Origin of the sequence: Pseudomonas sp. CFBP 13710 (assembly GCF_014842235.1) — a bacterium.
GTDB classification, from domain to species: Bacteria; Pseudomonadota; Gammaproteobacteria; order Pseudomonadales; family Pseudomonadaceae; genus Aquipseudomonas; species Aquipseudomonas baltica.
On the sequence record NZ_JACYVJ010000002.1, the window covers coordinates 14,841 to 36,282 of the forward strand.

Consider the following 21,442-nt stretch of genomic DNA (forward strand, 5'->3'; position numbering starts at 1 on the left):
GCAGTTGCGTGGCAGCCTGCTGGGCGTCAACCACGAAACCGTGCAACTGAGCCAGGCGGTGGTGACGCTCAACAGCCAATCCAGCGGCACGCTCGACGAGGTCGAGGCGCAGCAACAGCAGATCAGTCAGATCGCTGCGGCCGCCACCGAGCTTGCGGCCACCTCGCAGGGCGTGGCGCGCAGTTGCGAACTGGCTTCGGGCAGCGCCCAGCAGACCCGGCAGATCGCCGAGGACAGCAGCCGTGACAGCCAGCGCACGACGGCCAGTATTCAGCAGCTCAACCAGCGCTTGAACGACACGGCGCAGGCCCTGGGCCGTGTCAGCGAGCAGGGCCAGCAGATTCAGTCGGTGGTGGATGCGATTCGCGGCATTGCCGAACAGACCAATCTGCTGGCGCTCAATGCGGCCATCGAGGCGGCGCGGGCGGGCGAGCAGGGGCGCGGGTTTGCAGTGGTGGCCGACGAGGTACGCAGCCTGTCACAGCGCACCCAGGCTTCGACTGGGCAGATTGCCGGTACGGTGGAAAGCCTGCGCTCGACGGTCAAGCAGGCCGTGGAGCTGATGCAGGCCGCGTGTGGCCAGGCGCAGGTCGATGCGCAGTCGGTCATGGGCCTGGGTGAGCGCCTGGGTGAGATTGCCGGGGCGGTGCAAGGGGTGACAGATACCCTGGCTCAGATCGCTACGGCGGTGGAAGAGCAGGCGGCCACGGCAGATGAGGTGAGCAGCAACATTCAGCAGGTGGACCAGGCGGCGGTGCGTCTGCTCGATGGCGCGCGGGCGGTGAACCAGGCGGCGGATCGACTGGGGCAGGGGAGCCGAGTGCTGAGCGAGAATACGGCGCGGTTCAATCTGGGGTAGGGCGAAGGGACCGCTCCTACGGGTGAGTGCGTGTGCAGTTCGTAGGAGCGGTCATTGGCCGCGAAGCAGTCGATGCGGTCTGTCTGATGGACCGCGGGACGGCTTTCGCGGCCGCGGACCGCTCCTGCGGGTGAGTGCGTGTCAGGCCTGGGCGGTTTCGGCCGGGGAGACGATGCTGGTTTTCATGCCACGCGAACGGCCTGAGCTGAGGTAGGCGGCGATCGATTCCTGGGTCACCTCGCCGAGGAATACGTTCTCGGCGTCCAGCACCGGCAGCCACGAGCGGTTGAACTCGTACATGCGCGACAAGAGGATGCGCAGGTGCTCGTCATAGGCAGCCGTGGCGTTGAACTCGCGCAGGAAGTCGACGCAGCTGCCGGCCTGGCGATGCAGGTCGCGTCGGCGAACATAACCCATGGCCTTGTTCTGCGCATCGGTCACCACGACGTAGCGGCGGTCGTGTTCGTCCATCAATTCCAGCGCATCGGCCACCGGCGTTTCCGGGCTCACCGAAGGCGCATTGTCGGCGGCGTCTTCGGCCTTGACCAGCAGCAGGCGCTTGAGCGTGCTGTCCTGGCCGACGAAGTTGCTGACGAAGTCGTCCACCGGATGGGCCAGCAGCGTGTCGGGATGGTCGATCTGCAGCAGCTTGCCGGCGCGGAAGATGGCGATCTTGTCGCCCAGCTTGATGGCCTCGTCGATGTCATGGCTGACCATGATCACGGTCTTGTTCAAGGCCCGCTGCATCTCGAAGAACTCGTTCTGGATCATTTCGCGATTGATCGGATCGACCGCGCCGAACGGCTCGTCCATCAGCAGCAGCGGCGCTTCGGCGGCCAGGGCACGGATCACGCCGATGCGCTGTTGCTGGCCGCCCGAGAGTTCGCGCGGATAGCGGTGCAGGTATTGCTTGGGCTCCAGCTTGATCATGCTCATGAGTTCGCGGGCACGCTCGGCGCAGCGCTTCTTGTCCCAGCCGAGCAGGCGCGGGACCACGGTGATGTTCTCCTCGATGGTCATGTTGGGGAACAGGCCGATCTGCTGGATGACATAGCCGATGTTGCGACGCAGGGTGACCTCGTCCAGGCCGGTGGTGTCTTCGCCGTTGATCAGGACTTTGCCGGAGGTTGGCATGATCAATCGGTTGATCATTTTCAGCGTGGTGCTCTTGCCACAGCCCGACGGCCCGAGGAATACGCAGATCTCGCCTTCGTTGACGGTCAGGCTTACCGCGTCGACGGCTTTGACTTCCTTGCCGTTGCTGTGGAAGGTCTTGGTCAGGTTCTGAAGTTCGATCATTTCAATAATCCTTTGGGGGTCAGGGCGCGTTGCAGCCATTGCAGGAGCAGGTCGGCGATGATCGCCAGGACACTGACCAGCACGGCGCCGACGATGAGCATCGACATATCGCTGCGGCTGATGGAGGTGAGGATGAGAACGCCCAGGCCGCCGGCGCCGATGGTGGCAGCAATGGTCATGACACCGATGTTCATCACCACGGCGGTGCGCACGCCAGCGAGGATGACCGGTACCGCGATGGGCAGCTCGACCATGCGCAGGCGCTGGCCGAAGGTCATGCCGATACCTTTGGCGGCTTCACGGATGCCGGGCTCGACGCCGGTCAGTGCCAGGTAGGTGTTGCGCAGGATCGGCAACAGCGAATAGAGAAACACCGCAGTGATGGCCGGTAGCGGCCCCAGGCCTTGGCCGAACTTGGAGTAGAACGGCAGCAGCAGCCCGAACAGGGCGATCGAGGGAATGGTCAGCAGCACCGTGGCGCAGGCCTGCAGAGGCCCCGCCAGTGCCGGAAAGCGCGTCATCAGGATGCCGATCGGCACGCCGAAGACGATGGCCAGGCTGACTGCAATGCCGACCAGAGTGATGTGCTGCCAGGTCAGTTGCAGCACCAATGGCCAGTCGAGGTGGGAGAAGGTGTCGAGGAAACTCATGGCTTCTCCTGGGCTTGGTCGGTGATCGGATGGGCCTTGAGAAACTCCGCCGCTACCACCGTCGGGCTGCGGTGCTCGACGTCGACCTGCGCATTGAGTTCGCGCATGGTGGCATCGTCGAGCATTTCGGCCAGGGGCTTGAGCTGCGCAGCCAGTTGCGGATGGGCATCGAGCAGCTGCTGACGGACCACCGGTGCGGCGGTGTAGTCGGGGAAGTACTCGAGGTCGTCTTCAAGTAGCTTGAGCTTGAAGGCGTTCAGACGCCCGTCGGTGGTGTAGACCAGACCGGTGAACACCTGCCCGTTGCGCAGCGCGGTGTAGACCAGGCCGGCGTCCATCTGGCGAATGTCACGGCGGGTGAATTTCAGGTCGTAGGTTTGGGTCAGTCCCACCAGGCCGTCCGACCGGTTGGCGAACTCGGTGTCCAGGGCCAGGATATGGCCTTTCTTCGGCTCGTCGATCAGCACCTGGTTCAGCTGGCTGATGGTGTTGACCTGAGGATAGGCCTTGGCCACTTCTTCAGGCAGCGCCAGGGCATAGGTGTTGCTGAACCGCGAGGGCGTCAGCCACACCAGGCCTTTCTGGGCGTCCAGTTGCTTGACCCGCGCGTAGGTGGCCGCGCTGTCGAGTTTTTCGTCGATGTGGTTGTAGGACACCAGAGACACCCCGGTGTATTCCCAGAGCATGTCCAGCTGACCGCTTTCCTGGGCGCTGCGCGCCAGGTTGCTGCCCAGGCCACCGGTGACGCGTACGTCATAGCCTTTGCTGCCCAGGTACTGCGCGGTGATGGCTGCCAGTACGGTCTGCTCTGTGAACACCCGGGCGCCGAGGCGGATCACCGGTCTGTCTGCGGCGTGCACGACGCCTGCGCACAACAGGGCCAGGCCCAGTACGATGCTTAACTTTTTCATTGAATTCATTCCTTCGCTCAGCGAGTCAGCCCACGTTCGAACCACAGGCGGCTGACCAGGGTCACGATGCCGTCCAGGATCAACGCAAGCAGCGCGGTGCAGGCAGCGCCCAGCAACAGTTGTGGCTGGTTGTTCAAGGCGATGCCGGGGAAGATCAGGCTGCCCAGGCTATTGGCGCCGATCAGGAACGCCAGGGGCGCGGTGCCGACGTTGATCGCCAGCGCCACGCGTACCCCGCCGACCATGATCGGCACGGCGTTGGGCAGCTCGACCTTGAACAGCACCTGACGCGGCGTCATGCCGATGCCGGTGGCGGCTTCCTTGAGCGAGCCCTGGACGTTTTTCAAGCCCTCGTAGGTGTTGCGCACGATGGGCAACAGGGAGGCAAGGAACAGCGCGAAGATTGCAGGACCACTGCCGATGCCAAGGATGCCGAGGGCGATGGCGAGTACTGCCAGGGGTGGAATGGTGTTGCCAATGTTGAAGATCTGCATGAAGCGTTCGGCACGCTTGACCATGCTGGGTCGGCTCAACACGATACCGGCGGGGATGCCCACCAGCAGTGCGGCAAACATCGAGACCAGCACCAGGATCAGGTGCGCTTGCAGGTAGAAAATCAGATCTTCGCGGTAGTGCTCGATGGTACTTATGCCGATCCAGTGGACCAGCAGGGCCAGGACGGCAACGATAACAGCGCCCCCTAACAGCCCTTTGCCATAGCGATTAGCCACAGGCGGACTCCTTTTTTCAGTCGGCGCCTACCGGGCCTGCGATGAGCGCTCGGGCGAGCGGTCGGCCCAGGTAGGACGCGAATAGCAGCTCGCGCGGTGCGAGCCATAAGCGCAGCCTCGTCAGGCTAACTTGCTGATTTTGCAGCCCCTGACGACTCAACGAATCAGGGAGTGGACGTCTCCGTGCGGCGAGAGGTTCCCACAGTGAGGCAGCATTTGGCCACCTTTTATGACCATAAAGCTTGCATGAGATGGCGTTCAAGGGGGAGTTACCCAAGGCATTTGACGCGGCTTGCGCCGCTGCTACAGGGGTTCGCGGTGTTTGTAGCAGCGGCGCGAGCCGCGTCAGGGGGGGTTGCGATTTCCCAGACGATAGATCAACAGCGTCACCGAGTCGGCATTCTTCAGCAGGATCTTTGAACGAATGTCAGCGTCGATCAGAAACCGCTGGCGTGCGTCGTCCAGATTGGGTGAGCCCGCCAGGCGCAGGATCAGGGCGCGCCCCTTGCGGTCTTCGTTGAGGATGTCGCGCACCTGCCCGGTCGTGTCGTCGCGGACAATGAACAACTTACGCTTGGGGGTGAGGTGCGAGAACGATTCGTCGTGCTGACGCTCCAGCCACGCACGCCTCACGCCTGGCTGCAACCGATCGGCATAGGGCATCGCCGCTTCGATATAGTGGATGTCCCGGGTGTTGCATGCAATATGGGTGAACTCATGCAGCAGGACCATCGCCTTGCTCAGGGCGTTCGTTTCAGCGATGGTGTATTTCGGATCGAGTGGCAGGAGACGTGCCGTCTCAAAATCAAAGAATTCATCTGTCAGAAACATCTGACCTTGTGGATCCTGTACGGATACGAAGGCAATGCCCACGGCTGACTGCGCGCTCAAGCGGCTTGCCATCACGTAGCGTCTCGAGGTTACTGGCGAGTAGGCGTGCGATGCCATGACCCGGGCCATTTTTTCCAGTACGCCTTGGACCCGCGCGATCAATGAGTCCGTGACCTGAGAGACGCCGAAGAACTGCTTGAGCACTTCCAGGGTATGGGTTTCCACGCTACCGACCAGCCGTGCTCTTCGCAGGCTGTCCAACGCATTGCCCAGATACCCCAAGGCATCGCGGTGGGCCCGGTGCAGGACGCTGGCGCGGTGCGGGCGCAATTGGCGGATCTGCCGGCAGCCCACGGCATGGATGACGATTTCATCACGGGTCAGCGTCCAACGCACCAGTTGGCTGCCCAGCCTGCTCGGTACGCCGCCAGCACTGATTGCAAGGTTCTGCCCCGGATCGATTACCCAAGCCTGCTCGGTATCCAGCAGCAACCTAGGGCCTAGTTCATCGTCGCGCTGCCCGACCAGGTACCAACGATCCTGTTCCTGGCGAGCGCGATATGCCTTGCCGTTGAGGCCGATGTAGTGCGTCTGGTCGCGGATGTTCAGGTAAGTGCACGTGGACGGCTGAAAAACGAACGTGCGCAGCGTTTCGATGGGGGCCTCGTAGCGCGCGAGTGACAGGCCGTACTCCGGGGCGCTGCGCACGGTTTGCCAGAAGCGCTCGCGTACGTTGTCTTGAAGTGCACGCTGCGTCATCCCCTGACTGATCGCCAGTCCCTGTACAAGCACGCAGGTCAACTGCGCCAGTGTTTGCCCCCAGCTGTTGTGCTGCACGTTCTGGGCGATGTTCAGCACCGCCAGTTCGGCTTGCCAGGCGGCCACGGCAAGCCCGACCTTGCCCGGCAGGAACATGCTCAGTTGCTCCCAGGCCAGGCTCATCACATTGATCAGCGCCTGCCAGCGAACTTGCTCCGTGGTAACCAGTTGAGTGGCGGCGAGAGCCTGCAGATAAAGGCCGTTCTCGACGAATAGGTACCGCAGTGCGTTACCGGCAATAGGGTTGCAGGCCAGCTCCGGGCCTGTCGAGGTGCTCTGCGTCAGGGTGAAGTCGGTGTCCCCAACGCGGCCCAGGTGCGGCTCGCTGAAGCCGCCATGGGCATAGCGCGGGCGCAGGCTGACAGGCATGCGCGCGAGCAGTCGCGCCTGCAGGGCAGTGTCGCTGGCAAGGGCGGCAAGCAGGGCCGTACCACTGTCGAAGGCTTGAAGGGTATGGGTGGCTTCATAGGGCAGGTACAGCACCAGCGGGCCGTCTTCACCGGCCCTGAACAGATAGCAGCCGGGCAACGTGTCTGGTTTCATTCCCGGCTTGGGGATCAATTGCAGCGGGGTCAGCAACACGACATGGCCGTTCAGCGGCTGTCGCAAGATGGGGTCCGGCATGCAGGCCACGCGAGTGACCAGTTCGACCGCCTGCATGGGCAGGTTGTGCTTGAGCCGGGCTCGCCAGGCGCACTCCAGCAACTGCGCCGGTAGCTGGCGGGCGTACAAATTTAGCCGGCGAGGGTAATCGAGGTCTGAGGGGTCGAAGGTCTGTTTGAGCAGGGCCTGATAGTGCGAGCCTAGATTCACCTCCCGTACCAATCGGCGGCAGTAGTCGGCATTCAACACGGCGGGCGCCACATGGCCCTCACCCAGTTCGATGCGGGCGATGGCGTCGTCCCAGTCCCGGAAGTGATTCAAGGCGTATTCGATCAGGCTTTGTCGCCGCACGACCGAGGCGGCGGGAAGGCTGGAAGGAATTTCACCCGAGGGTACCAAGGCAGGCACGTATCGCGCCGTGGTGATGAAGATCGCTTCGGAGTCGAAGCGTTTTGCAGTGAAGTCTTTGTCCAGATGGTGCTGCAGCACGCCGCGGGCATAACTGCTGATATCAGGAACGCCGAACAGATAGTCGTCTTCGGCCGGGCTGGCCAGCAGATTCAACCCCAGCACGCGCAGGTAGTGCTGCTGGTCGTCGACTGCCGCCCGCTGCAACCAGGCAGGCAGGGCAGCTTTGGCGGCCAGGCCACGTGCCATATCTTCCATGCGCTGCATCTGCCGTTGCAGGCTGTCGAACGCCATGGCCTCGCGAAGCAGAGCAGGCAAGGAGTCGGAGGGCCATGCTTGGTTGCGCAGTTGGTCGAAGGCTTGCAGCTTACTTCGTTGTCGGGCCTGGCTTTCCAGGCTGTTCAATGTATTCAGTGCATCGCCCGCAAAGGCTGTCCAGTTGCTCAGGCCAGGCCCGAGGTCGGTCGGCTGCTCAGACCATTGCATGGCGTCACGATGCGCGGCATCCAGAGACTCGAAGAGTTGAAAGCCCGTTTCATGAGCCCAGATCACAATGGTTCCGCTGGCATCGGCTGCCTGGCTCAACATCATTGCATCGGCATTGGCTTGCGCAGGATGACCGCTTCTGTGCTGCCAAGCCTGTACGGAATCACCGCGCAGAAACGCTTCGACCAGCGGCGAGGTCGCTGATCGACTCTGCTTGAGTAGCGCCCATTCGAAACTGAATAACCAGCGCCGCAACGAGCGTTGGTAGGCCTGCCCGGTGGCTTCACGGTGACTCAGTGCAGTTTTCAGCTCGCGGTAGAGGCTGCGCCGAGCTTGGCTGGTGATGTGCTCGATCAGCAGGCATGGCAGCTGATTCAGAACCTGACGTGTGCCTTCGGCAACCACCGTGAACACCTGCCAACGCCTGCCAGCAACGGCGGCGAGTGGTTCGTTTGCCCAGATACTGGCGACCCATGACGTTGCGGCAGTGGGCCGTTCCAAGTCCATGAGGTAAAGCGAACGGGCAGGAGGTCCATTTGGCAGAATGCACGCCAATTGCAGCTCCAGGGCTTGAAGTGCGGCCACACGCAAGTCAGGGCCGCGCTTGAGATAGCCGGCGTACTGGATTTGCAGCTCGGTCAGATGATTTACCACGCGCTGCGGTTTTTGCAGGTCGGTTTGCGCTGCGCCGGTGAGGCGCATCAAGCTGGCTGGGCTGTCCCGTGGGTCGGCAGCGAACGGCGCGGCGAGCCTCTGCAGGCTTGGCGCCAGGCGCTGATGCAGGCCCAGGGCTTGCTCGCAGAGCGTGTGGCGGTCTCCCATGAATGCAGCAGGTGGGCTGTTGGACAATATCGAGTGCTGTACTTGCAGCAGACGTCGGGTGTAGCTCGCCAGACCGAAAGAGGAGGGGGGCTCGGCTACCAACTCAATATCAATGATAGGCAGTGTCTTGAACGTCGGCTGTTGTGTGTTGGGTACGCAGGGCAGCCATTGGGCACGCTGCCCCAGATCGGTCAGTGCTGCCAGGAGTGCCGAGCGGTCGGTGTAACGCACCAGCCCGCTCGTGGCGCTGAACAGGTAGCATGCAGCCGCCGCGCTCTCGTTGGCCAGTACCAGGGTATTGATCAACGGCTGCTGGCGGCCCTCGGCAGTTGATCCATGGAGGATGAAGCCGGTAAGAGGCGATGGCTGGACTTGGCCCTTCAGCCAAGCCCAGAGTTGATCATGCTCAACGGCTGGCAGCGTGCCGTCCCATTGCGTACGGGCAAGATCAGTGATCAGCTGCGTGCGCAAGTGGCGGGTCAGCCGTTCGGCGGGCAGCTCTGATCGGGGGGCTCCTTCACGCCAGTAGTGGGCGAGCAGACTGGCCATGGCGGCCTCTGATCCACTGCTCACCAGCTCCTCTGAGCTTGGTTGATCCAGTAACAACTGACGCCACTCGCGTAGCTGCTCACTCAGACGATGCTGAATGTCCAGCATCAAGGTATCGAACACCGACCCTTCCATGAGCGTGACCTGCATCTCGTGGAGTTCGCCATGGCGCATCAGCCGACGTTCTGCCTGCGAAAGCAGGTAGCTCAGCCCCGGATCGTTATCAGGGCTGGCCAACCGATCCAGCAGGTAACGCTTCAAACGACGCCGATCATCGAACAACTTCAAGCCGCAGATTGGGTGGTAGTGGGCCACCCAATCGTGCTGCGTCGTACTGATCAACAGGCTCAAGGGTAATTCGACGGCAGTTCCTTGCGCGGTGATGATGCTCAACCCGTCCACGCGCATTTCGACTTGTGCCTGAGGTTGGTGATCGCGCTCGGGCTTGGCAAGTTGGCGCAACCATTGAGTCCCTTCAGGCGTCAGGAGTGAGTGGGATGAGTCGCTAAGGTGGCGCATGAAGCGTTGTGCCAGCGCGCGGCTGTGAAACCAGGGCAGTGGTGGGGTCGTCATTGGCAGCTCCAGGGGCAATAGGCACCGCTGCGGGCTTCGACGTGTCGAGCCCTGCGATGGAGGCGATACGTTGCCTGCGCTGCAGCGCTGCGCGGTGGTAGATATTGCACAGCCCTGCGCCCAGACCTGGCCGCAACCGATGTGGCGCACAGTGGCCTCAACGCTTGGAACTGGGCTATAATCCGCGCCCATTTTCTATCCCTCGCCAGGCGATCCCCCATGACCCAACAGGCCGCCGAAGTCGCGAAGCGCCGCACTTTCGCCATCATTTCCCACCCGGATGCGGGTAAGACCACCATCACCGAGAAGCTCTTGCTGATGGGCAAGGCGATTGCCGTGGCCGGTACGGTGAAGTCGCGCAAGTCCGACCGTCACGCGACCTCCGACTGGATGGAAATGGAGAAACAGCGCGGGATCTCCATCACGACTTCCGTGATGCAGTTTCCCTATCGCGAGCACATGGTCAACCTGCTCGACACCCCGGGCCACGAAGACTTCTCGGAAGACACCTACCGCACCCTGACCGCAGTGGACTCGGCGCTCATGGTGCTCGACGGCGGTAAAGGCGTCGAACCGCGGACCATTGCCCTGATGGATGTCTGCCGCCTGCGCGACACGCCAATCGTCAGTTTCATCAACAAGTTGGACCGTGACATTCGCGACCCGATCGAGTTGCTCGACGAGATCGAAGCGGTGCTCAAGATCAAGGCCGCGCCGATCACCTGGCCGATTGGCTGCTATCGCGACTTCAAGGGCGTCTATCACCTGGCGGACGACTACATCATCGTTTACACGCCGGGCCATGGCCACGAGCGCACCGATGTGAAGATCATCGAGAAGCTGGACTCCGACGAAGCGCGCGCGCACCTGGCCGACGAGTACGACCGTTTCGTGGAACAGCTGGAACTGGTTCAGGGTGCCTGCCATGAGTTCAATCAGGACGAGTTTCTGAACGGTCAATTGACGCCGGTGTTCTTCGGTACGGCGCTGGGCAACTTCGGTGTCGACCATGTGCTCGACGCCGTCGTGAACTGGGCGCCACGCCCTTTGCCGCGAGTGGCGAACGAGCGGACCGTGGAACCGGTGGAAGAAAAATTCACCGGCTTCGTGTTCAAGATCCAGGCGAACATGGACCCCAAGCACCGTGACCGTATTGCCTTCATGCGCATTTGCTCGGGCCGTTACGAGAAAGGCATGAAGATGCGCCACGTGCGCACCGGCAAGGACCTGCGCATCGGCGACGCCCTGACGTTCTTCTCCTCCGAGCGCGAGCAGCTGGAAGAAGCCTTCGCCGGCGACATCATTGGCCTGCACAACCACGGCACGATCCAGATCGGCGACACCTTCAGCGAGGGTGAAAGCCTGGGCTTCACCGGTATCCCGCACTTCGCCCCGGAGCTGTTCCGTCGAGTGCGGCTCAAGGATCCGCTCAAGTCCAAGCAGTTGCGTCAGGGCTTGCAGCAGCTGGCCGAGGAGGGCGCCACCCAGGTGTTCTTCCCCGAGCGCAGCAACGACATCATCCTGGGTGCGGTCGGCGTTCTGCAGTTCGACGTGGTCGCCAGCCGGCTCAAAGAGGAATACAAGGTGGAATGTGCCTACGAGCCGATCACCGTATGGTCCGCCCGCTGGATCGAGTGCGCCGACAAGAAGAAGCTTGAGGAATTCAGCAACAAGGCTGCGGAAAACCTGGCCCTCGATGGCGGTGGGCACCTGACGTATCTGGCCCCGACCCGGGTCAACCTGGCGCTGATGGAAGAACGCTGGCCAGACGTGAAATTCCGCGCCACCCGCGAGCACCATTGATCGATCCGATCCGGGCCTCAGTGACGGATCTGGTTCCAGGTCCGGGTACGTAGCTGCTCGATATCGGCGGGCATGGGTTGCAGCAGGAACAGCTTGCTCATGACCTCGGCGCTGGGATAGATCCGCCGATCACCCTTGAGCGCAGGGTTGACCCATTCATCGGCGCCCTCGTTGCCATTGGCGTAGTGCACGCTGTTGGTGATGTCGGCCATGACCTTGGGTTCGAGCAGGTAGTTGAGAAAGGTGTACGCAGCATCCTCGTTCGGCGCATTGGCGGGGATGGCGACCATGTCGAACCACATGGTCGAGCCCTCGCGCGGCAACGTGAACTCGATCTCCACGCCCTGGCCCTGCTGTCTGGCCTGGGTCTGCGCCTGCAGTACGTCCCCGGAAAAACCCACTACCGCGCACAGCTTGCCTTCGGCCAGTTGATGGCTGTACTCCACCGAATCGAAATAGCGTACGTAGGGCTTGATGCTCAGCAGCAGCGCGCGTGCCTTGTCATAGTCGGCAGGGTTGCGGCTGTGCGAGGGCAGGCCCAGGTAATTGAGTGCCATGGGCAGCAACTCGGGGCCGATGTCGAGGATGGCGACCCCGCATTTCTGCAGGCGAGCGATGTTTTCCGGCTTGAACACCAGGTCCCAGGAATCCACCGGAGCATCGTCGCCGAGTGCTGCCTTGACTTGCTTCACGTTGTAGCCGATGCCGCTGACGCCCCACAGGTACGGAAAGCCGTAGCGGTTGCCGGGGTCGTTGGTTTCCAGGGCGCGCAGCAGCGCGGGGTTCAGGTACTTCCAGTTCGGCAGGCGAGTGCGGTCCAGCGGCGTGAGGTTGCCGGCGCTGATGTGGCGGTTCATGAAGTGGTTGGAAGGGAAGATCACGTCGTACTTGCCGGGCGCTTCGCGCAGGCGTTTTTCCAGGGTTTCGTTGCTGTCGAAGGAGCTGTATTGGGTTTCGATGCCGGTCTGGCGCTGGAAATTGGGCAGGGTGTCGGGGGCGATGTAGTCGGGCCAGTTGTAGATGCTGAGCGTGCCGGCGGCGAACGCCATGGGCGTGACGAGCGTCAGTGCGGCGAGGGCCAAGCGAAGCATGTGGTGATTCCTGAGCCGCCGTTGATTGCCTACTGTAATCATAGAAACGAAGTGGGGGAAGGCCCGTGGCTGCATAGAGCTGCGCGCTGCGCCGCGACAGCGGTATAGTGCCCGGCGCACCCTGTCATCGAGGAGATCGCCGTTGCGTTGGGTATCATGGATGCTGGCCACCGTTGTATGCGCCGTACAGGCCGCCGTCGCTGCGCCGCCGGTGGCGACTCTCGACCGCAGTCACTGGCCGGAACGCATCGATTCGCCAGTGCTGTTCGACGTGGCGTCGCGCGCGCACATCCTGCTGTTTGCACGCTCGTTGCTGGCCAGTGAAAGCCAGGACGAAGCACAGCTGAACACGCGCCTGGGCCTGCGTCAGATCAACCTGCTGGCAATCAACGACTTGCGCCAGCGGCTCTGGCAGCGGCTCTGGGCCAATTTCGACCTCGCCCAGCAAAGCTGCGAACAGGATGCCTCGTTCTGCTATGCCATCGACAGCGAAGGCGACCTGCGCGCCCAGGCGGCCGACCTGGGAATCGATCCCGAATCCTTCTACTCCGGGTTCGCCGTGCCGGGCCAGGTGTTCAGCGAGGCCTATCTCAACGAACTGTTGCGTCTGGCCGCGGTTTCACCGCAGACCACCAGCGAGGTGCAACTGTTGTCGGAGCAGGAGTTCGATGGCAACGGCTTTGCCGACCGGACGTTCCTGCTGACCTTCGATGGCGGCCCGAGCCCGGTCGATGGCTCCACCGATGCGTTGACCGGGTACCTGCGAGCGCAGGATTGGAGCGCCACCTTCTTCGTGCCCGGACAAAGCCTGCAGGCGCGTGCCGAAAAGACCTCGGTGGCCCAGCTGCAGGCGCTGTATGCCGGGCAGTGCGTGGCGACCCTGGGTTGGCAATACGTGTCCCATGGCCAATGGGACAAATGGCAGGACTCGATACTGCGCAGCATCGCCCTGCTGCAGACCGACCTGCCCGACAGCTACGTGCCCTGGTTTCGCCCGCCGTACGGCCAGCGTCGTGCCGACAGCGCTGCATTCTTCGCCGGAGCGGGGCTGAAAGTGGCGCTGTGGAACATCGATTCGATGGACGATGACAGCCGCCTGACGGCCATGCAGGCTGGCGAGCGGGCGCTGAGCCTGATGCTGTTGTGGCGACGCGGCATCGTGGTGTTCCACGACAACCTGGCCAAGGCGCAGACCGCGCTGCCCTGGCTGATGCGGGAAACCGCCCAGACCGGTATCAACTGGCAGGCCTGTGCGGATGTGCAATAGGCTCAGTCGGCAAACGCCAGCATTTACGGGGGGTTGGCAGGTTTTTGGGAAAAATTGCGCGGGCGAGGAGGGGCAGGTCAACTTCTGACTCTAACGGCGTCCGCGCCACCCGCCAAGCGTTATTCGCACCGCTGAAAAATAAACTTCAAAAAACCGTAAAGAGCTTTTTTCCTTCATGGGTTTTGCGGTATTACGAAGACAGACCGCCGAACCCTGCATCACAGGTGGCGTCTTCGACAGACTCTCCACCTGTGCGCAGGTCCTGCTCCTTGATGTGGGAATCCGGCGGCCTTTTCGCGGCGCAGCACCGTCCAGGTATTGCGTTGTCAGGCTCCCAAAAAGGTGACCGAGTATGGATGAACAAGGACGCAGCACCTCTTCCAATCAGCCAATCCTTTATGTGCTCGATACCAACGTACTGATCCACGATCCAAACGCTCTGCTGAATTTCGAAGAACACCGTGTCGCCATTCCCATGACCGTGCTGGAGGAACTGGACAAACTCAAGGATGGCAAGCAGACCGTCGCTGCCGAATGCCGGCAGGCCATCCGCCTGATCGACAAGACCCTGGGCGATGCATCGCCGGCCGTGGTCGAATCCGGCGTGCCGATCATGCGCGTCAGCGGCAACACCAAGGGCTTTCTGTCCATTCTGATGGACAAGCGTCCCGAGCCCTCGAACCTGCTGCCGCAGAACCTCAACGACAACATCATCATCAACCAGTTGATCGACCTGCACACGCGTCACCCCGACCTGAGCGTGATTCTGGTCACCAAAGACATCAACATGCGCCTCAAGGCGCGCGCCTGCGGGATTGCCGCCGAGGACTACAGCACCGATCAGTTGGTGGACGACGTATCGCTGCTTTCGCGTGGCTATCACAACGTGACCGGCTCGTTCTGGGACCGCGTGAGCAAGGTCGAGACGCGCCAGGACCATGGCCGCACCTGGCACCGGGTGCAGTTGAGCGAAGTGCTGCCATCGGTGCACATGAACGAGTTCATCATCGACGAGCAAGGCTTCGTCGGCTGGATCAAGGGCATCAAGGACGACGAGCTGATGATCCTCGACCTGCACCAGGAGCCCTTGCTGCATCAGGAAGCCTGGGGTCTCAAGCCGCGAGACATCTACCAGGGGCTGGCCCTGTTCGCCCTGCTGGACCCGGACATCCATCTGGTCAACCTGACCGGTGCGGCGGGTTCGGGCAAGACCATCCTGGCCCTCGCTGCGGCCATCGAGCAGACCATGGTGACCAAGCGCTACCGGCGCATCATTGCCACCCGCAGCGTGCAGGGGCTCGACCAGGAAATCGGTTTCCTGCCCGGTACCGAGGCGGAAAAGATGGAGCCTTGGCTGGGCGCCATCACCGACAACCTCGAAGCCTTGCACATGGAGGATGAAAATACCCACGGCAGCGTCGACTACATCCTGAGCAAGGTGCCGTTGCAGTTCAAATCCCTCAACTACATTCGAGGCCGCAGTTTCCAGCAAAGCCTGATCCTGATCGACGAGTGCCAGAACCTGACCCCGCATCAGATGAAAACCATCATCACCCGTGCCGGTGCCGGTTCCAAAGTGATCTGCCTGGGCAACCTGGCGCAGATCGACACCCCCTACCTGTCGGCCCCCAGTTCCGGGTTGACCTATCTGACGGAGCGTTTCAAGGACTTCCCCCAAGGCGTGCACATCACCCTGCAGGGTGTACCGCGGTCGATCCTGGCCGAGTACGCCGAAAGCCACCTGTAGGTCAACAACCCTGCGCAAACGGACTCGCTATCGGTGCCTGGGCACCGACAGTGAGCCTAGCCTTCGAATTCATGAGGGATCTCCCGCGGGCCTTCCTGCAGAACGAACCGGTAGGAACGCCCGGTTTTCTTTTCGAACGACAGCGTTTTGCCCGGCCGGATGTGATGCTTGGTGGGCGGGGCACAGTGCTGTCCGTTGCGATCGCAGTCGTTGAAATGATCCAGTACCACCGTGGCGTTGCCTTTGTTCGGGATCGTGAAGCGCTCGGCCTCGTGCAGCACTTCGGTGGCGTAGGTGGTCTGCGACGGCTTGACGAACATCACCGCGCCATAGCCGGCAAGGATGCTCACCCCGGCCGACAGCGCCTCATTGTACTGCTGGGCTTGCTCGCTCGTGAGGCCGAAGCCGTCGCCGGTTTCCGGAAGGACCGGAATGAAACGCAGGCGAAAGTAGCGTTCGGCCTGGCGTTCGCCCCGGTACAGCAGGCGCACCTGCTGCATGCCATTGGGCGGCACGATCACCCGGGCTGGGCTGGCGATCAGGGTGCGCTGTTCGGCCGGCAGGCCATCCAGAGGCACTTCGGTCACGGTGCCGTCGGCGGCGTAGACCAGCTCGGCCACGCTGACCTTGACGAACGCTGCCGTGTCACCGCTGTTGTAGATGCGCTTGAGCGAGGTGCTGCGGTTGCCGTCGAAGTATTCGTAGAGGCTGCCGATGTTCAGCTGCGGTGCGGCCCAGGCGTCGAACGTCGTCAGGCCGAGCAGTAGCGCGAGGTATTTCATGGAAGGCTCCTCAAGGGTTGGCGTCATAGATGATGGTGACCCACCCGCTGTATCGGGCGCCGGGGTAGCGCAGCATCTCGACAGCATCGTCACTGCTGACATCGAAATGCAGCGTGCCCGGGGCATTGCTGGCGGTACCTGTGGGCACGATGGTCTTGGCATTTGCGATACGGTCTAGCAAAGGCAGACGATCCACCGGTCGTCCGGCGTAGCCAAACCCGCCTGGCAGCGAAATGGCGACGTTGACCGGCACGTAATGATCTGTGGTCTGGTTTTTGAGCCTGCATAGATTTCGATTGGTGTCGTGCTCGCACGCCAGGTAGACCTTGAAGGCACTGCCGGCCCACAGGCGCAGCGGTGAGTCGTGATACAGCCGCACCGGCGCCTTGCTGGTGTTCATCACACTGGCCCAGCTGCCTTGGGGAACAAGCCTGATTTCGGTGCCGTGGGCCGGAAAGTCGACACGCATTTCATGCATTACCTTGAAGCTGATGCGCACGCGGAAATGATCGGTACTGGGGTCCAGGATATTGCCGAAGTCGAAGTCCTGGCCCAGCCCCACACGGTAGTCGGCAATGCCTTCCCAGTCGCCGGGGGCCAGTGAGCCCACCGCAGGGAACTCGGGCCTTACCGAGATACCGGTGTTGGTGAATTCCGAGTCCTCCACGTTCGGGTTGGCAGACTTGGTCGAAAAACAGGGAGCCGGATTGGTGCTGTTCATGACATACCAGAGAAACCGCGAATAGCCCGGGCCACCGCCCAGGCTGCCAAATACACCGCAGCCACTGGGAGCGCCGTTGACGACCGTCTCGTGCACCCAACTGACCCGCTGGCTGAACTGGTAGAAGGACAGGAACATGGTGGCGGTTTCGCCAGTGAGCTGGTTCTGCAGGGTAATGGCGCGCCGCGCGGGCAAGCGCACGTAGACCTTGTCGCGCGCATCGGGTGAGTTCACATCCACCCGTTTGCGATAGGTAATGGGCAGGTTGGTCGACCATGAGGTCGCGCAGAAACTGCCCATTCCAAAATGCGCGCAATAGTCGGCCCGGGGTGTCGTATTGACGAACCGGGTGCCGTCGATGCGGGCAGTGAAGGCTATCTCGTTGGCCGTAGCCTGGGGTGTGAAGGGCAGGGCCAGCAGCAAGGTGGCTGCCAGGGCGCGAAGCATGTTCATCCTGCATCTCCTTCATGATTGCTGCCGGTTGCCGCGAGGGTGTCTGGGCTGCACTGTTGATCGCCCACCATCAACACTTCGTTTTCACGCTGGGCGTTCTTCTCGTCGAGCTTGAGGAAACACAGGCGTGCGCCACTGCGGCGCACCTCCAGGGTGGGCGTGGATTCGCTCATTTCCACGGCGAAGAAACCGTCCGCCTCGCTCAGGCTGCGGCTGGCATGATTGATGACCATGGCACCCTTGATCGGCGCACCACCGGCATCGAGCAGACGCCCCAGCACGGTCACCGTGCGCATGATGCGCACTTTCTGGTAGGTCACTGCGCCACGGTTGAGGTGGTAACTGAAGCTCGACGGCTGGATCACCGCGGCATGGGCTTCCAGGCCTTCGAAGTCCATCAGCACCTGGCCCGGTCGATAGGCGCGCAACGGCAGGATATTGCGCCCTGGCCGCAGTGTGGCGCTGGGGCCCTGCAGGCTGTCGGCGCGCACGCGCAGGTTGTCCAGGTCGGATTCGACGTCGACGATCATGCCGGCTTCGTAGGGTTGGAAATCACCACTGATGGCGGCTTTGCCGGCCCCCACGGCGACGGTGCTTTCCAGGTTCAGGCCGCCACTGACGGCGTGGTCGTAGGACGAGTTCTGCACATAGGCATCGCCGTACACCATGCTGTTCTGGAACTGCACATTGGCCGCCAGGGCGGCCCCGTAGCGATCGCCGGTGAGGGTGCCGGCGACGTTGCGCAGGGTGTGATGCTCCAGGCTTTGCTGGTAGGTCACCGAGACGTTGCGATCGCGACTGCCGTCCAGCGCCGTGCGGCTACCCAGGGTAGCGGACAGGCGTCGCCCTTCCTGCCCCAGGCTCATGCTCAGGGTGAAATTGACCCCACGATTGCGGGCGCCGTCGGTGGCGAGCGTGCCGGGGCGGTCGAACACCGAGGCACGCCAGTTGGCGTCCGAGCCCATCAGTTTGCCGTGGTACACCAGGCCCAGGTCCACGGAGGTGCCAGCGTAAAGACCGTCGTCGCGGGCGATGCGGGTATGGGTGCTGAAGCGCCGATCCATTCGGTGCTGCCAGGACAGTGAAGTCTGGATGACCTGTTGGCCAGGTCGCGGCTCGCGTTCGCCGCGCAGCCGTGGGTAGCGCTGCCAGCTCTGGTTGCGGCTCAGCACCAGGTTGCCGGCACGGTAGTTCCATAGCGCCTGCAGGTCGTAACCCTGGCCGTGTTGGTCGGTGTGATACACATTGGCGTACAGCTTGGTGCTTTGCAGGGCGTCCCAGTCGGCGGAAAGCCCGTATTGGGTGTAGTCGCCCACGCGCTGCAACGAGCTGCCGAGCACCACCCGCGAGTGCGCCAGGTAGTTGAGCAGCACACCGCTGCTGAGGCTGTCATCGCTGTCTTCTTCCCAGTTGCTGAGCAAGGTGCGGCGCTGGCCCAGATAGAGGTTGTAGCGCCATGGCTGGTCGGGGTTGCTCCAGTTCGACGGCTTGTAGATGAATGCTTCGTTGCTGGCGGTTGTCTGCCCATCCTCGATCAGGCGCACTTCGACGTCATAAATGCCGCCGGGCAGCACTTTGGTATCGATGGCTTGCAAGCCCGGTTGCACTGGCTGGCTGTTGATCAGCACGCCATTGCGGTAGATCTCCACCACGCCCGGGCGGTTCGGGGTGACATAGATGGGGGTGGCGCTGGGGGTGGCGTTGTCCACGGCCAGGCTGTCGCTGCTGCCGTACATGACACCCAGGGCGGTCAGGGGCGTGTCGCCCAGCAGGCGCGGCTGGCGGGTCAGGCCCTGGGCGTCGGGCATGAAATAGCCGAGGCGATAGAAGTGGCCCTGGTCCACGCGCTCGGCGTAGAGCTGGTCGACACGATGGCGGGTACCGTAGCGGTCGTCGTCACTGCGATCGGCCTGCAGTTGGGCCAGGGTGGTCCAGTCACCGAGGCTGCCTTGGCCCTGCAGCGCGTAGCGCCCGACTTGTTCGAAGCGTCCGGCGGAAATGTTCAGCTGATTGCGCAGAATCATGCCGTGACCGCCGTGCTCGGGCAGGGCGTGATAGCGTTGGTCTTGCGCAGTGCGTTCCACCGTACGGGTAAGAATGGACAGGCGCGAGTCGTACAGGCTGTAGTGCAAAGCCACCAGGTCGTCGCGGCAGCTCTGCGTGCAGTTGCCCAGCGGCACGGGGTCGGCCAGGTAATCGGCCCATCGCTGGCGCAGCGGATCGGGCGCACGGCCTTCTTCGTCCGCGGTGAACTCGATCAGTTGCACGCGCTCCTGGCGGTCCAGGGTGATCAGCGCTTCACCCAGGCCGCGTCCATCCAGATCGACGTGCACGGCCAGCGGCACGTCGTAGAAATGCTCGTTGAACTCTCGTGGCAACCCCTGGGCCTGGCTCGACAGGGCCGTAGTGGCGATGTTCGTGTTGCCTGTCACGGTGGTCGGGGACAGTGCCACCAAGGACAGCAGGCCCAGCGCCAAAGGGCCGGTGAACACCGTTGGGGTGATTCTAGTCATGGTTGTCACACAGGCAGAGGTCGCCCTGCCGGGCACACGGGCGCCCGGCGGGGCAACGTTCAGAACACGGGGTTTGAAACGAGGTCAGACCGGATCAGGCGTTTCGAAGACCAGGTTGACGGTGCCCTGGTAGGCGCCCGGAACGTAACCGGCAGATGGCTTGGCGCCGGCGGTCACCAGAAAGTCGACCACGGTGCCGGCAGCGGCATCGGCTACGTTGGCGACGATTTCAGAGCTGGTGCTCAAGGCCTGGTTGCCCACCTTGACGTTCAGACCAATGGAGTTGGACCCGCTGGTCATGGTCGGGCTGTTGAGCAGTTTGGCCTTGATGGCCCCGCTGGTGCTTTTCATGGTCAGTTGCTTGCGGATCGGCTCCAGGCTGCCGTCCACCGGCTTGAAGCTCATGTTCTGTGGCTCGTTCATCCAGTTGCCACCCAGTGGCTCTACGATGAATTTGTCGGTGGGCACGGTAGCGGTCACGGTCACGGTGTGATCGATACGCTGGTCGGCCATGGCACTGCCGGTGAACAGCAGGGCCAGTGGCAGCGCGAGGACTGAAGATTTCATTGGGTACGACTCCTTGATTTCGATATGAGCAGCAGGTGCGCGCTGCTGGTCGAACCGACCTTGGGCTGAGGTTCTTCGGGTCGATTGGCAGCGCGAGGGAGAATTGTGCCGGGCGCAGGGCGGTCAAAAAGTCGGACGGTTCCCAAACTTTGTGGGATCCGTCCTACAACGCGACGCTCGAGGTTTTGTGCAACGCAGCTGTTCCAGGGCTACAATCGTCGCTTCTGGAACAGGAGCAAGGCAGTGCTGACTCATCTCGATTCCCAAGGTCGCGCCAACATGGTCGACGTCACCGACAAGGCCATGACTTCCCGCGAAGCGGTGGCTCAGGCGCGTATCCGCATGCTGCCGCAGACCCTGCAGATGATCGTCGAGGGTGAGCATCCCAAGGGCGATGTCTTCGCCGTGGCGCGCATCGCCGGCATTCAGGCAGCGAAGAAAACCAGCGACCTGATTCCGCTCTGTCACCCGCTGATGCTCACCAGCGTCAAGGTCGAACTGGCCGCCGACGGCGCGGACGCCGTGCTGATCACCGCTCGCTGCAAGCTGGCCGGGCAGACCGGGGTCGAGATGGAAGCGCTGACGGCGGCCAGCGTGGCGGCCCTGACCATTTACGACATGTGCAAGGCGGTCGACCGCGGCATGGTCATCGAACAGGTGCGCCTGCTGGAGAAACAGGGCGGCAAGAGCGGGCATTTCAAGGCGGACGCTTCATGAAGTACACCGTGTTGTATTTCGCCCGCTATCGCGAGCTGCTGGGCACGGGCGAGGAAGTGGTGACGGGTGAATTCGCCAGCATCGACGCGTTGCGCGAATTTCTCATCCTGCGCGGCGACCGCGAGGTACTCGCGGAGAAAGGCCTCATGTGTGCTCGCAACCAGGAGATGTGCGGGCTGGCCGAACCGCTGTTCGATGGCGATGAAGTGGCATTCTTTCCCACCGTGACCGGAGGTTGAG

At 62.5% G+C, this 21,442-nt stretch carries 16 protein-coding genes; 6 read left to right on the plus strand and 10 right to left on the minus strand.

Annotation, left to right across the window (positions count from 1 at the left end):
- Positions 1–61: 61 nt before the first annotated feature.
- Positions 62–859 carry a methyl-accepting chemotaxis protein gene (locus IFT44_RS21310; RefSeq protein ID WP_446730942.1) on the plus strand — a complete coding sequence of 266 codons (798 nt, stop codon included), beginning with the start codon at positions 62–64 and terminating at the stop codon, positions 857–859.
- Between the two features lie 141 nt (positions 860–1,000).
- On the opposite strand, the gene IFT44_RS04640 is transcribed toward IFT44_RS21310, so the two are convergent.
- The 5 genes from IFT44_RS04640 to IFT44_RS04660 form a co-directional block, all read right to left on the minus strand.
- The gene (locus IFT44_RS04640; protein WP_122479651.1) at positions 1,001–2,158 is read right to left on the minus strand and encodes an osmoprotectant ABC transporter ATP-binding protein OsmV; all 1,158 of its coding nucleotides are present in this window, start codon (positions 2,156–2,158) and stop codon (positions 1,001–1,003) included.
- Positions 2,155–2,808: an ABC transporter permease gene (locus tag IFT44_RS04645; RefSeq protein WP_122479650.1), complete on the minus strand. Its 654-nt coding sequence runs from the start codon at positions 2,806–2,808 to the stop codon at positions 2,155–2,157. Before IFT44_RS04645 ends, IFT44_RS04640 begins: the two co-directional genes overlap by 4 nt.
- The gene (locus IFT44_RS04650) at positions 2,805–3,719 is read right to left on the minus strand and encodes a glycine betaine ABC transporter substrate-binding protein (RefSeq protein WP_122479649.1); all 915 of its coding nucleotides are present in this window, start codon (positions 3,717–3,719) and stop codon (positions 2,805–2,807) included. Before IFT44_RS04650 ends, IFT44_RS04645 begins: the two co-directional genes overlap by 4 nt.
- A 17-nt stretch (positions 3,720–3,736) precedes the next feature.
- On the minus strand, positions 3,737–4,450 hold the full coding sequence (locus IFT44_RS04655) for an ABC transporter permease subunit (RefSeq protein WP_192053466.1): 714 nt from the start codon (positions 4,448–4,450) through the stop codon (positions 3,737–3,739).
- Positions 4,451–4,795: 345 nt separating this feature from the next.
- Positions 4,796–9,541: a dermonecrotic toxin domain-containing protein gene (locus tag IFT44_RS04660; RefSeq protein WP_192175525.1), complete on the minus strand. Its 4,746-nt coding sequence runs from the start codon at positions 9,539–9,541 to the stop codon at positions 4,796–4,798.
- 219 nt (positions 9,542–9,760) lie between these two features.
- Here IFT44_RS04660 and IFT44_RS04665 point away from each other — a divergent pair, with 219 nt between their 5' ends.
- Positions 9,761–11,344 (plus strand): peptide chain release factor 3, encoded by a 1,584-nt coding sequence (locus IFT44_RS04665; RefSeq protein WP_122479646.1) that lies wholly within the window; start codon positions 9,761–9,763, stop codon positions 11,342–11,344.
- Positions 11,345–11,361: 17 nt separating this feature from the next.
- Here the strand turns inward: IFT44_RS04665 and IFT44_RS04670 are convergent, their stop codons facing one another.
- The gene (locus IFT44_RS04670) at positions 11,362–12,435 is read right to left on the minus strand and encodes a polyamine ABC transporter substrate-binding protein (RefSeq protein WP_192175526.1); all 1,074 of its coding nucleotides are present in this window, start codon (positions 12,433–12,435) and stop codon (positions 11,362–11,364) included.
- Between the two features lie 160 nt (positions 12,436–12,595).
- On the opposite strand from IFT44_RS04670, the gene IFT44_RS04675 reads away from it, so the two are divergent.
- On the plus strand, positions 12,596–13,702 hold the full coding sequence (locus tag IFT44_RS04675; RefSeq protein WP_192057796.1) for a polysaccharide deacetylase family protein: 1,107 nt from the start codon (positions 12,596–12,598) through the stop codon (positions 13,700–13,702).
- A gap of 352 nt (positions 13,703–14,054) precedes the next feature.
- Complete coding sequence (locus IFT44_RS04680; RefSeq protein ID WP_122713557.1) at positions 14,055–15,449, plus strand: PhoH family protein; 1,395 nt, start codon at positions 14,055–14,057, stop codon at positions 15,447–15,449.
- Positions 15,450–15,505: 56 nt separating this feature from the next.
- Here the strand turns inward: IFT44_RS04680 and IFT44_RS04685 are convergent, their stop codons facing one another.
- From IFT44_RS04685 to IFT44_RS04700, 4 genes are all read right to left on the minus strand, one after another.
- Entirely contained in the window at positions 15,506–16,231 is a 726-nt protein-coding gene (locus IFT44_RS04685) for a molecular chaperone (protein WP_192137104.1), read from the minus strand.
- 10 nt (positions 16,232–16,241) lie between these two features.
- Complete coding sequence (locus IFT44_RS04690) at positions 16,242–17,405, minus strand: hypothetical protein (RefSeq protein WP_192175527.1); 1,164 nt, start codon at positions 17,403–17,405, stop codon at positions 16,242–16,244.
- Positions 17,402–19,918 (minus strand): TcfC E-set like domain-containing protein, encoded by a 2,517-nt coding sequence (locus IFT44_RS04695; protein WP_192175528.1) that lies wholly within the window; start codon positions 19,916–19,918, stop codon positions 17,402–17,404. The genes IFT44_RS04690 and IFT44_RS04695 overlap by 4 nt, the downstream gene beginning before the upstream one ends.
- Positions 19,919–20,002: 84 nt before the next feature.
- Complete coding sequence (locus IFT44_RS04700) at positions 20,003–20,485, minus strand: CS1 type fimbrial major subunit (RefSeq protein WP_122479639.1); 483 nt, start codon at positions 20,483–20,485, stop codon at positions 20,003–20,005.
- Positions 20,486–20,728: 243 nt separating this feature from the next.
- On the opposite strand from IFT44_RS04700, the gene moaC reads away from it, so the two are divergent.
- Positions 20,729–21,202: a cyclic pyranopterin monophosphate synthase MoaC gene (moaC, locus tag IFT44_RS04705; protein WP_122479638.1), complete on the plus strand. Its 474-nt coding sequence runs from the start codon at positions 20,729–20,731 to the stop codon at positions 21,200–21,202.
- Entirely contained in the window at positions 21,199–21,441 is a 243-nt protein-coding gene (locus IFT44_RS04710; protein ID WP_192175529.1) for a MoaD/ThiS family protein, read from the plus strand. The genes moaC and IFT44_RS04710 overlap by 4 nt, the downstream gene beginning before the upstream one ends.
- Position 21,442: the final 1 nt, after the last annotated feature.